Raw genomic sequence first — 11934 nt, forward strand, 5'->3', positions numbered from 1 at the left:
TTTAACAGATCATTCGGAAAGATTAAATTCCACTATTGAGTAGAGGAAGACTTGCAAGATTAAATTCCATAGAGGGGTGGAATTTAAATTTGCAATTAAGTTATTAATAGAAAAAAAGGGAAAAAAGTTGTTGACATTTGGAAATGTTTCGCATATAATATAACTTGCGTTACGGTTAACGCAGAGGATAACCATCGGGGTGTGGCTCAGCTTGGCTAGAGCGCCTGGTTTGGGACCAGGAGGTCGCAGGTTCGAATCCTGTCACCCCGATCGCTGCATGCGGGTGTAGTTCAATGGTAGAACACCAGCCTTCCAAGCTGGATACGTGGGTTCGATTCCCATCACCCGCTTCATGTGTTCGTAGCTCAGCTGGATAGAGCAACGGCCTTCTAAGCCGTGGGTCGGGGGTTCGAATCCCTTCGAGCACATTACACAGGTGCTTCAGTGGATCTGTGTTTACTATGAAAGCCCTTAGCTTCCATAGCATGGATGGCCATGCGGCCCGCCGGACGGCAGGCTGAGCATGATAAGGGTTTACTATGGTGGGTATAGCGCAGTTGGTTAGCGCGCCAGATTGTGGCTCTGGAGGCCCAGGGTTCGAATCCCTGTATCCACCTTTTTATACTTTAAGGGCTGTCTGCAGAGTACGCGCCCAGGCTGATGGGCTATCGCCAAGCGGTAAGGCACAGGACTTTGACTCCTGCATTCGCTGGTTCGAATCCAGCTAGCCCAGTTATATATGGGATATTAGCTCAGTTGGTAGAGCACTTGACTTTTAATCAAGTTGTCCGGGGTTCGAATCCCCGATGTCTCATTGATATAAACGGGAATTTCTGTTTTCAGGAATTCCTGATTTTCTCTTTATAACGTCATTTCGTTTAGGCATGATGAGGGTTTACTGTGAAAGATGAAGGCTTTTGCAGCAATGCAGGCGGATGTGGCGGAACTGGCAGACGCGCCAGACTTAGGATCTGGTGGGAGACCGTGCAGGTTCGATTCCTGTCATCCGCATGGAACCGGGGCTTTTGGAAGAATTCAATCTTTCAAAAGCCCCGGTTTTTTACTTGACACGAAAAATTGAAAAAAGTATACTAAAAATAAAGAAAAATGGCAGAAAAGCCATGGGGAAGGAGCAGAAGCTATGGAACAGGAGACGCTTCGGAAAGAGGATTTTTTCCGATTTGCAGATGTGGCGTTAGAGATCATATTGAGGTTTGACCGAAACGGAAAGATCCTGTATGGCAACAGCCAGGCGAAAAAGGATTTGGGATATGGGGAAGAACTGACAAAAACCAGTCTTTTGTCACTGTTTCCCACAGAACTTCAGCAGAAAACCTACGAGGACGGGATGCTGCTGGATGCAATGTCAGCCATGAGAGAGAGTATGATGTACCGAAAGAACGGCACCTGTTTTCCGGTCCGCATGACCACAATTGTGGAAGGAGATCAGAATCTGCTGTTTGCAATTAATATTGCCAAAAGGATTGAGACGGAGCGGAAGCTGGTTCGGATGAAAGAGGAGATGGAGGAGACCATCAAGGTGCGGAATGAGTTTGTGGCAAATGTTACCCATGAACTGCGCACGCCGGTAAACGGAATCCGGGGGCATGTGACGAATATGCTGGAAGCGGGCGTAACCGGGGAACAGAAACGGACGCTGGATATTATTCTCCGCTGCTGTGAAAATATGTCCGCCATTATCAATAATATTCTGGATTTTTCCAAGCTGGAAGCAGGGAAATTTACACTGGAACAGAAAGAATTTAATTTTTACCAGATGATAAATCATGCAGTGGAAACGAATATTACTGCAATTAATGCAAAAGGTTTACATACTATGGTAAATATAGATAAGTCAATTCCTGAATTTTTAATCGGGGATGAGCTGCGTCTGACACAGATTCTCAACAACCTTCTGTCCAATGCGGTAAAGTTTACCAGTGTAGGATACATTAATATAGAAGTAACCAAAACAGTGCAGTTTGATGATGAAATTGAATTGTTCTTTGTGGTTTCCGATACGGGAATCGGAATTTCCCAGGAAGAAAAAGATAAGCTGTTTAAGAGTTTTTCTCAGGTAGACGCTTCCATTACCAGAAAATACGGCGGCACAGGACTGGGTCTTGCCATTACCAAGCAGTTGGTGGAGCTGATGAACGGAAGCATACATCTGGACAGCGAGAAAGGAAAGGGCAGCAGTTTTTCTTATTCCGTACGGCTGCATGTGGCTCAGGACAAAAAAGAAGAGCACAGTGTCCGGGAACAGTTTGAATTTATCAATCAGAATCAGGATATGTCCAAGTTCGACAATATTGGAGAGATTTTCCATTTCGGTACCGCGGAAAATACGGAGGAGCTGCGCAGTAAGATGGAGAAGCTGATTATCTGCCTGGAAGTGGGAGCCTGGGACAAAGCGGAGACTTTTTCGCATAATATCAAAGCGTTGGTGGAAGAAGGGCCCCAGGAACTGAAAAAAGCGGCATTCCGCCTGGAAATGAATGTGCGCAAGGAAAAATACGAGAAAGCGGTGGAACAGTACAATAATCTGAAACAGTTGTTTGAGGAAAACGTCGGAGGAATATGAGTATGGAAAGTATGGAGAGAGCCGGTACAACGCCACAAATTCTGATTGTGGATGACGTGGACGCAAATCTGATGATTCTGGAAAATATTATTTTAGAGATGGGGTATAAGCCAATGTGCGCCTCCAGCGCCAGCGAAGCGACAAAGCTGATTGCGGAGCGTCTGCCCCAGCTGATTCTTTTGGATGTATTTATGCCGGAAATGGACGGATATGAGTTCTGTGAACGGCTGAAAGAAAATCCCATTACCAGGGATATTCCCATTATTTTTATTTCTGCAGCGGATTCCAGTGAAGATAAAGTGAGGGGGTTCAAGTTAGGCGCGGTGGATTACATTGCCAAGCCATTTGAGGTGACGGAGGTTACCATGCGGGTCAAGAACCACTTGAAGCTCTATGAGATGCAGCAGGAACTGGAATTAAGCAACCGTCGCCTGCACAGCGTTATCGGCAGCCAGGCCAGGAGAATTGAAGAGGAGCAGAAGAATATCCTGTATGCCCTGGCCGCTCTGGGGGAAGAACAGGGAAGCGGCGCAGGCCATCACCTGGACAACGTTGCATATAATTGTCGGTTATTGGCCCAGAGCCTTCAGTTTAGCCCGGGATTTTCCGAAGAAATATCAGAGGCTTTTATTGATACCATAGAAGTGGCTTCCCGGCTGCATGATATTGGAAAGATTCAGACCCCCTGCAGAATTCGTGTGGCGCATGATTCCTTTGAGACAGAGAATCCGGAGGTTTTGGAGCGTCATGTGGAGCAGGGAACGGCAATTTTAGAGAAGGTAAACGCAAGCACAACTGAGAACAGCTTCCTGCCGATGGCAATTGAAATTGCCCGCTACCGTTATGCCAATTGGGACGGAAGCGGATATCCCAAGGGGCTGAAAGGGAAAAATATACCATTATCGGCAAGAATTACCGCAATTATAGATATCTATGATGATTTACTGGAAGGAAAGCATGGCCAGGACAGCGATAAAAAGGCGGAAAGCCTCAGAATTATTGAAGAAGGCAGCGGAACTTTTTTTGACCCGGAGATTGTGGAGGTCTTTTTGAAGGTGCAAAAACAGCTTCATCATGAAGAAGGATAGCCGCAACGGAATTGACAAATAAAGGCGAATATAGTACCATAGGTAATATGGAATAAATATCTGATAGAAGTTTATGTGATAGGAGTAAGTTATTATGATTACGGAACAGGAATTTCATCGGATCGCAGTTTATGTAAAGCAAAAGTACGGAATCGATCTCAGTGGAAAACAGATTCTGGTTAATGGGAGAATGGAAAATTATCTTTTGCGGAATGGCTACAGCGGATATGATGATTACATGACCAAGGTGGAGAACAATCCCAAAGGAGAGGAAGCGCGGAACCTGATTAATGTGCTGACTACCAACCATACATATTTTATGCGGGAATTTGAACATTTGGACTATATGAAGAAGGTGATACTTCCTCAGATTAAGGCAAAAGAAGGAGCTACCAGGGATGTGAGGATCTGGTCGGCTGCATCATCTACAGGAGAAGAGCCATATACCATTGCCATGGTGCTGAGAGATTATTTCGGACCGGAAGCCAGCCGGTGGGATACCAGAGTGCTTGCCACGGATATTTCCACGAAAGTACTGGAAAAGGCTCAGAGAGGGAAATATCTGAAGGAACAGATAGAGCCTTTGCCTGAGAGCTGGAAGAAGCGTTATTTTAAAAGGGTGAATGATCTTGAGTATCAGGCCACAAGGGAATTGAGAGATGAAGTGATTTTCCGTCAGTTTAATCTGATGAATAAATTTCCATTCCATAAGAAATTTCATGTGGTTTTCATGAGAAATGTAATGATTTATTTTGATGAAGTCACCAAGCGTCAGCTTCTTTCCAGAGTTTATGATTTCCTGGAGCCGGGAGGATACCTGTTTGTGGGAACAACAGAAGCTGTCGACAGAAAGGGATTGAAGTTTCAATATGTGGAGCCGTCGATCTATCGGAAATAAGTATGAAGAAAGCAGGTAAACAGGATGCGCAAAATCAGAGTGTTAGTGGTAGATGATTCAATGCTGTTTCGTAATCTGCTGGTACAGAGCCTGAGTGAAGATCCATGTATAGAGGTAGTGGCCCAGGCGGGGGACGCCTATGCGGCCAGGGATGCGATTTTAAAATACCGCCCGGATGTTATGACCTTGGATGTGGAGATGCCCAGAATGGGCGGAATTGAATTTTTGAGAAAACTGCTGCCCCAGTATCCGCTGCCGGTGGTTGTCATCAGTGCAATGGATGAGAAAGTATTTGACGCCATGGAAGCAGGAGCAGTGGATTTTGTATGTAAGCCCAGTACAGTGGAACGTGACAAAGTAAGTTCTTTTCTGCGGAAGGAGCTGGGAACGAAGATAAAGATTGCATCAACGGTGAAAGTTGGAAGGCTGAAGCGTCCGGAAGCATTTCCGGTAAATAGCGCGTCCCATGTGAAGAGCAATATAGTGATTGCCATCGGCGCCTCTACTGGCGGAACGGAAGCCATATATGATGTGGTGCGTCAGTTCCGGAAGGATATTCCGGGAGTTGTGATTGTACAGCATATGCCGCCGGGCTTTACCCAGATGTATGCCAACCGGCTGAACAATCAGTGCCAGGTGGCAGTGAAGGAGGCAGCTACAGGCGACCGGGTTTTGCCGGGGCAGGTATTGATTGCGCCGGGGGATAAGCAGATGCGTCTGGTAAAAGTCAATGGAATGTATCAGGTGGAATGTAAACATGGAGAGAAAGTCAGCGGGCATTGTCCGTCCGTGGATGTGCTGTTTCAGTCTGTGGCCAAAGCGGCCGGGAAAGAGGCAGTGGGCGTGATTCTGACCGGAATGGGCGGAGACGGCGCCAAGGGGCTTTTGGAGATGCGCAAAGCCGGTGCAATTACCATCGGTCAGGATGAAGCAAGCTGCGTTGTTTATGGTATGCCTAAAGTTGCGTTTGATATTGGAGCAGTGAAGTATCAGACGGAGCTTTCAAATATAGCAAATAAAGTATACAGTGTATTAAAGGCAAACTAGAAAGGAGAACAGGGATATGAAAATATTACTGGCAGAGGATGATTTCGCCAGCCGTAAATTTATGACAAATTATCTGGAGAAATACGGAGACTGTGACATAACCGTGGATGGAGAAGAAGCGGTGGATGCCTTTTTGATGGCATTGGAGGATGGAGAACCTTACGATTTGATTTGTCTGGATGTTATGATGCCGGTGCTGGATGGTTACCAGGCGCTGAAGGCAATCCGTGACATTGAGAAGGAACGGGGAATCCAGGGAAAAGACAGCGCAAAAATTATTATGACCACTGCATTGAACGAAGAAAGAAATGTGAAAAAAGCATTTGAAATGGGGTGTACGGTATACTCTGGTAAACCGATAGACCTGGAAAAATTTGAAATGATTCTGAAGAAATTGGAACTGATATGATGACAGCGGTTGAGTATATTTACAAAAAGTACTATCAGGAAGAAGGGAGGCTTAAAAATGGCAGAAGATTTTAATACAGACAGTATGCTGGATATGTTTCTGTATGAGAGTGAACAGCTGCTTGAGACATTACAGAATACTGTGTTGGAAAAGAAAGATGAAGATTGCTTTGATGAAACCTCTATCAATGAAATCTTCCGTGTCATGCATACCATAAAAGGATCTTCCGGGATTATGATGTATGAAAACATCACGAAGGTATCCCACAAGCTGGAAGATGTATTTTATTATTTGAGAGAGTCACATCCGGAGAATGTTCCGCATCTGGAACTGGTGGATCATGTCCTTGATGTAGCTGATTTTATTACAGGCGAGCTGGATAAGATTAAGGACGGTGAGACGCCTGACGGAGACGAGACGAAGATTGTGGATGAAATTGATAAATTTCTGAAAAGAATCAAGTCAGGCATTGAAGAAAAGGGGAATGAGCTTCCGCCGGAAAATACTTATGTGGAGCCTAGCCAGTTCTATATTGCGCCTACCGGCAGTGAAAGCTATAAATATTATAAAGCGTCCATTTACTACAGAGGCGATACCCAGATGTGTAATATCCGGGCATATACAGCGGTATATTCTCTGAAAGAGATTACCGACGATATGGAATATATGCCGGACGACATTATTTCCAATGAGGACAGCGGAGCAATCATCTTAGAGGATGGGTTCCATATGCTGATTAAGTGCCAGTGCAGCAGAGAGGAAATTTTAAGCGCCATTGGCGATACTTCCGGTATGGAGCGGGTGGAAATCAATGACTGCACCCAGCAGGAATTTGAAATGGGATTCCATGACCATGGGCCGGAACCGATCATCATTGAAATGGATGATAAGGAGAAAAAGGACGCCGGCAAGAAGGAAGAGAAAAAGGAGCCTGCGCCGGGAGATTATGTTATTAAGGGAAAAGAAACCGGCAAGGGAAAGAAACTGGTGAAAAATCAGCCCAAACCTTCTCCCAAGCAGACTTATATCAGCGTTAATGTGGAAAAAATGGACGCATTGATGGATATGATTGGAGAGCTTGTTATTTCCGAGGCGGTGGTGCTGCAGAATCCGGATTTGAAGGTTCCGGGACTGGATTTGACCAATTTCCAGAAGGCATCCGGTCAGCTTGCCAAGATTACCACAGAGCTGCAGGACGTAATTATGTCCATGCGTATGATGCCTCTGACCAATACCTTCCAGAAGATGAACCGTATTGTATTCGACGTTTCCAGAAAGCTTGGCAAAGACATTGAACTGGAAGTAATCGGTGAGAATACGGAAGTGGATAAGAATATTATTGAACATATCTCCGATCCTCTGATGCATTTGATCCGTAATTCTGTGGATCATGGAATTGAAGAAAAAGAGGACCGTATTGCCGCAGGCAAGAATCCCCGGGGTAAAATTACTCTGGAGGCCAAGAATGAAGGCGGCAAGGTATATATTATCGTAAGAGATGACGGAAAAGGTCTGAATAAAGAAGTCCTTTATAACAAAGCCAGAAATAACGGGCTGATCGGCAGCCGTCCGATGTCTGATTTTACGGATAAGGAGATCTATCAGTTCATTACGTTTGCAGGATTTTCCACCAAGGAGCAGGTGACGGAGTATTCCGGCCGCGGCGTGGGAATGGATGTGGTAGTGAAGAACATACAGGCAATCGGCGGCAAACTGGAAATTGACAGTATGGAAGGCGCCGGTTCTGAAATGATTATGAAGATTCCTCTGACGCTGGCAATTATCAATGGAATTGTAATGCAGGTGGGGAATTCCACATTTGTGATTGAGACAAATGCGGTAAAAGAATTCGTAAGAATCAATAAAGATACAATAGTAAGAGAGCCGGACGGAGAAGAGTATGTGATGCTCCGGGGAGAGTGTTATCCGTTTATCAGGCTGAATGAAATGTATCATCTGCCAGGCTCCAATACAGATATTGAAGAAGGTATTGTAGTGGTACTGGAACATGAGAATAAATATATCGGTGTATTTATTGACCAGCTAATTGCAGAACAGGAGATTGTAGTAAAACCGATTCCTTCCTACATCAAAAAGGTGCAGGGGCTTTCCGGATGCACCCAGCTTGGAGACGGAAGCATTGCATTGATTCTGGATATTGCAGGGTTAATTGCCGGACAGGAAAGGAGTAGTTAAGCCATGGCGGAAGAATTGATGGATGTATTGGATGAACTGGATGATCTGGAAGAAGATGATTCACAAAAAGGTATGTTTATGACGTTCCGGATCGGGGATGAGTGCTATGGAATTGCCATTGAGTACGTAAATGAGATTATCAGTACCCAGGTGATTACCCCGGTGCCGGAAGTGGAAGATTATATTAAAGGCCTGATTAATATCCGGGGAAAAATTATACCGGTAATTGACGTAAAAATACGTTTTAAGCAGGAGCCGTTTGAGTACATGGACCGTACCTGCATTATTGTGATTGATGTAAAGGGAACAATGGTAGGACTGATCGTAGAGCAGATTGCGGATGTGATTACCATTGACGAGAAAGATATTATCCCGCCTCCATCGTTGAATCAAACCAGTTATGGGAAAGATAAATATGTAACCGGCCTGGTAAGGGTAGCTGATGAGGTAAAATTATTATTAAGCCCGGAAAAACTTATCAGTGATGAAGATCCGGCTGCAATGGAATAAAGTCTGTAACAGGTGGATGCATGAAGGAGGATATGAAAAATGAAAAATGTAAAAATAAGAACACGGCTGTATGTAGGATTTGGGATTATTTTCCTGCTGATTCTGACATTGGGTGTGATGAGTTACCGGCTTTTGGCCGGTATGGGTACCGGCACTGAGACATTGATTCAGGAAGCGATTGTACTGGGGCTGACAGTGATTTCACTGATTTTCAGTGTGACTATGTCTGTTACCATTATGCGGGATATCCGCAAGTCCCTGGATATTCTGATTACTGCAGCCAGGGAAATCGCGGCAGGAAATGCCAATTATACATTAACCAAATATAAAGACGATGAATTCGGCGAAGTAGTGGATGAATTCCAGCATATTATTGACAATATCAAATACCAGGGTGAAATTTCCAAGATGATTGCACAGGGAGATTTGACAGCTGATGTAAAAGTCAATGGAGATAAAGACGTACTGGGCAATGCATTGGACGATATTATCAGAGAGAACAACAGAATGCTTGCTGATATCCGGGAATCCACCATGCAGGTAACCGTAGGCTCCGAACAGGTGTCAGACGCCAGTCAGGCTCTTGCTCAGGGCGCAACCGAGCAGGCAAGCGCCACTCAGGAAATTACTGCTTCCATGAATGAGATTGCAGAAAGAACCAAGGTTAATACAGAGCAGATCAATGAGGCCAATGACCTTGTGGAAAATATGGGAAAAGAAGCTGTTGTAATCAATGACAGCATGACGGAAATGATGGGAGCAATGACAGACATCAACGAGGCTTCCGAGAATATTTCCAAGATTATCAAAGTAATTGATGACATTGCATTCCAGACCAATATTCTTGCATTGAATGCAGCAGTTGAGGCAGCAAGAGCAGGTATTCACGGAAAAGGCTTTGCAGTGGTGGCAGAAGAGGTAAGAAACCTTGCCGGAAAGAGCGCGTCTGCAGCCAGTGAAACAGCAGAAATGATTGAAGATTCCATACATAAAGTTGTACTTGGATCTAAACTGGCAGAAGAGACCAGCGGCTCCCTGTCTGAGATTATGAACAAGATTGAGCAGGTGGTGGAACTGACCCACAGCATTGCCGTGGCTTCCAATGATCAGGCTACCGCAGTTACTCAGATTGATCAGGCTATTAACCAGGTATCCCAGGTAACCCAGACCAACTCGGCAACCAGTGAGGAATGTGCGGCTGCCAGTGAAGAATTGTCAAATCAGGCAGCGACTCTGCGCCGTCTGGTAGGCAATTATAAGCTGAAGAATTCTGATAACAGTTTCAGCAGTATGCCGGATACAAACAGTTATCATGAACCGGAAGAGAATGAGAAGATTATCTCTCTGGAAGGTGATTTTGGAAAATACTAAAAGAACCGCATAAGTGACAACAAAAAGGGCTGTTGCAAAATGCAGCTTATATACAATATATGGATAAGAACTTGTATTCTGAATACCATATATTGTATGTAACTGCTGTTTTGCAACAGCCTTTTCTTTTTTTGCTACATAGGTGTTCCAACTTCAATCAGATTACCGTCCGGATCATAAAAGCGAACCACTTTCTGTCCCCAACTGTGTTCCATCAGCCTGTTCACATAGGTAACTTTTGGATAGAGCTTCTCCAGTTTGTGGACAAAATTCTCAATGTCCTGTTCCTCAAAATACAACTCGCAGGAATTGTTCTCAGGGATAATCTCTTTTCCGATAAAATTTTTCCAGACAGATTCCTCCTGAAGAACAAGCCCTTCTGTAAGAATCATATTTCCGTCATTGTCAAGGATAGGCGTAAGGCCGAACAGATCATAATAAAATTGTTTTGATTTTTCGATATCTTTCACTACAATTAGTATATTTTTCAGTTTCAATGATAGTATCCTCCATGTTTTTGGTATATGCCGTTTGCGTTTCAATTATATAGTACTGTTTCGGAAAATGCAATGGATCGTTCTTTTTTATAATATTAGCACTCACCTATTGTAAGTATAAGGTGAAATGCGTGTTGTTTCGTCTTTGTGTGAAAGTGGCTTAAAATCAAGGAATTTTGAGGATTTTGGCTTGTTGTTCCAGTAGTTGATTTATCGTCTTTGTTCGTCTTGTTTGAATAAAAATATGTCAGATTGTATGTCAATGGAAAAGACTATCAGCAGTTGCCAGTAGTCTTTTTTGTTACATTAAAAGGAATTTTTATGTTCATCAAGCCATTTTTGGAATCCATTTATATCATTTGCCTTTTGGTACTCGTCTCTGGCTTTTTCTGCCGCTATTCTCCATGGTTCATAATGTTTTTCTTTATAATCAGAGATATGGCTATTATATCGGATTCTAGCATGTTGTGTTTTGCGTGCTTTAGTAAACATTTGCATGAATGGATTTTTTTTGGCTTTTTCTGTATACCCAAGTTGTTTGCAAGTTTTGTTATTTTTAAATATTCTATCACAATAAATCTCATCAGAACGGCTTATAGGAATAAATACTTTTTTGCAATTTTCACATTTTTTAATTGGTATATTGCTGTTTTTGAGGTTTATTAATTCTAAGGCAATTAAAGTTGATATATTATCAATTACAAAGGTAAGGCATAATTCATTATCTTTAGTTAAATGGTATTTTGCAGTCATAGATTGTTGGCTAAGTGCAATTTTATTGAATTCTTCTAAAGTTTCAAATCTACCATCAGCATATTTTTCTATGAACAGTTTTAGATATGCAAAATATATAAAAGTTTGATTGACTTTTAAATTTATACTTTCATTATCCCCAAAATCAGTATTAAATAAATCGCGTTCAATTTCATTTAGTAAAAGAGCCACTAAAAGTGAATCATAATAGTCAGATAATATGTTGAAACATTCGTTTACATAGTTATTTATTGAAGCTTCCGCATTTTCTAATATCTTAATAGGAAAGTTTATTTTTTGTGCAATCTTATTTAAATCCATATCATAAAAAGTCAATAAAATTTCTCCAAAATTATATTGATTAAAAAGAAGCCCATTAAATTCAAAAATATCTGTTGGTTGAATAGTGTAGGTATGATTTGAAACAGTTAGTATTATTTAGATATAGACATACAGTAATATAATAACAAAAATCTATTTTGGTAGTGTCAAATAATCTATGAAAAAACCGAGTTAAAAGAAAAGGCTCGAAAGAACCTTGAAAATTGCAGATATTAGTGGTTTTAAGACCTTGGGGCGTT

10 protein-coding genes and 7 tRNA genes are annotated in these 11934 nt (G+C 42.8%); 15 read left to right on the forward strand and 2 right to left on the reverse strand.

Annotated elements, in window-relative coordinates; genetic code table 11:
- Positions 1-195: 195 nt before the first annotated feature.
- The 15 genes from ACTO17_RS18660 (at position 196) to ACTO17_RS18730 (ending at position 10103) form a co-directional block, all read left to right on the forward strand.
- Positions 196-270, forward strand: a tRNA-Pro gene (locus tag ACTO17_RS18660).
- A gap of 9 nt (positions 271-279) precedes the next feature.
- A tRNA-Gly gene (locus ACTO17_RS18665) sits at positions 280-350 on the forward strand.
- Between the two features lie 4 nt (positions 351-354).
- A tRNA-Arg gene (locus ACTO17_RS18670) sits at positions 355-428 on the forward strand.
- 114 nt (positions 429-542) lie between these two features.
- A tRNA-His gene (locus tag ACTO17_RS18675) sits at positions 543-616 on the forward strand.
- 45 nt (positions 617-661) lie between these two features.
- Positions 662-733, forward strand: a tRNA-Gln gene (locus ACTO17_RS18680).
- A gap of 8 nt (positions 734-741) precedes the next feature.
- A tRNA-Lys gene (locus ACTO17_RS18685) sits at positions 742-814 on the forward strand.
- A gap of 117 nt (positions 815-931) precedes the next feature.
- Positions 932-1011 (forward strand) — tRNA-Leu (locus ACTO17_RS18690).
- Positions 1012-1141: 130 nt separating this feature from the next.
- Positions 1142-2584, forward strand: coding sequence for an ATP-binding protein (locus ACTO17_RS18695; RefSeq protein ID WP_482559000.1), 1443 nt, complete (start codon positions 1142-1144; stop codon positions 2582-2584).
- Positions 2585-2586: 2 nt separating this feature from the next.
- Positions 2587-3672, forward strand: coding sequence for a response regulator (locus tag ACTO17_RS18700; RefSeq protein WP_482559001.1), 1086 nt, complete (start codon positions 2587-2589; stop codon positions 3670-3672).
- Between the two features lie 94 nt (positions 3673-3766).
- A complete protein-coding gene (locus ACTO17_RS18705) occupies positions 3767-4570 on the forward strand; it encodes a CheR family methyltransferase (RefSeq protein WP_172538879.1) in 804 nt (267 codons plus the stop codon).
- Positions 4571-4594: 24 nt separating this feature from the next.
- Positions 4595-5617, forward strand: coding sequence for a protein-glutamate methylesterase/protein-glutamine glutaminase (locus ACTO17_RS18710; protein ID WP_172538880.1), 1023 nt, complete (start codon positions 4595-4597; stop codon positions 5615-5617).
- A 16-nt stretch (positions 5618-5633) separates the two neighbouring features.
- Positions 5634-6026 carry a response regulator gene (locus tag ACTO17_RS18715; protein ID WP_135988754.1) on the forward strand — a complete coding sequence of 131 codons (393 nt, stop codon included), beginning with the start codon at positions 5634-5636 and terminating at the stop codon, positions 6024-6026.
- 57 nt (positions 6027-6083) lie between these two features.
- On the forward strand, positions 6084-8222 hold the full coding sequence (locus ACTO17_RS18720; protein ID WP_482559002.1) for a chemotaxis protein CheW: 2139 nt from the start codon (positions 6084-6086) through the stop codon (positions 8220-8222).
- Between the two features lie 3 nt (positions 8223-8225).
- A complete protein-coding gene (locus tag ACTO17_RS18725; protein WP_172538882.1) occupies positions 8226-8732 on the forward strand; it encodes a chemotaxis protein CheW in 507 nt (168 codons plus the stop codon).
- Between the two features lie 39 nt (positions 8733-8771).
- Entirely contained in the window at positions 8772-10103 is a 1332-nt protein-coding gene (locus ACTO17_RS18730; protein ID WP_482559003.1) for a methyl-accepting chemotaxis protein, read from the forward strand.
- Between the two features lie 134 nt (positions 10104-10237).
- On the opposite strand, the gene ACTO17_RS18735 is transcribed toward ACTO17_RS18730, so the two are convergent.
- The gene (locus ACTO17_RS18735; protein ID WP_482559004.1) at positions 10238-10600 is read right to left on the reverse strand and encodes a VOC family protein; all 363 of its coding nucleotides are present in this window, start codon (positions 10598-10600) and stop codon (positions 10238-10240) included.
- Between the two features lie 306 nt (positions 10601-10906).
- Positions 10907-11689 carry a DUF6076 domain-containing protein gene (locus ACTO17_RS18740; protein ID WP_482559005.1) on the reverse strand — a complete coding sequence of 261 codons (783 nt, stop codon included), beginning with the start codon at positions 11687-11689 and terminating at the stop codon, positions 10907-10909.
- Positions 11690-11934: the final 245 nt, after the last annotated feature.

The organism is Petralouisia sp. (genome assembly GCF_056822245.1).

What these genes read in the sequence shown, in the direction of transcription:
- ACTO17_RS18695 (WP_482559000.1), top strand. Translation starts at nt 1,142, where the DNA reads ATGGAACAGGAGACGCTTCGGAAAGAGGATTTTTTCCGATTTGCAGAT.
- ACTO17_RS18700 (WP_482559001.1), top strand. Translation starts at nt 2,587, where the DNA reads ATGGAAAGTATGGAGAGAGCCGGTACAACGCCACAAATTCTGATTGTG.
- ACTO17_RS18705 (WP_172538879.1), top strand. Translation starts at nt 3,767, where the DNA reads ATGATTACGGAACAGGAATTTCATCGGATCGCAGTTTATGTAAAGCAA.
- ACTO17_RS18710 (WP_172538880.1), top strand. Translation starts at nt 4,595, where the DNA reads ATGCGCAAAATCAGAGTGTTAGTGGTAGATGATTCAATGCTGTTTCGT.
- ACTO17_RS18715 (WP_135988754.1), top strand. Translation starts at nt 5,634, where the DNA reads ATGAAAATATTACTGGCAGAGGATGATTTCGCCAGCCGTAAATTTATG.
- ACTO17_RS18720 (WP_482559002.1), top strand. Translation starts at nt 6,084, where the DNA reads ATGGCAGAAGATTTTAATACAGACAGTATGCTGGATATGTTTCTGTAT.
- ACTO17_RS18725 (WP_172538882.1), top strand. Translation starts at nt 8,226, where the DNA reads ATGGCGGAAGAATTGATGGATGTATTGGATGAACTGGATGATCTGGAA.
- ACTO17_RS18730 (WP_482559003.1), top strand. Translation starts at nt 8,772, where the DNA reads ATGAAAAATGTAAAAATAAGAACACGGCTGTATGTAGGATTTGGGATT.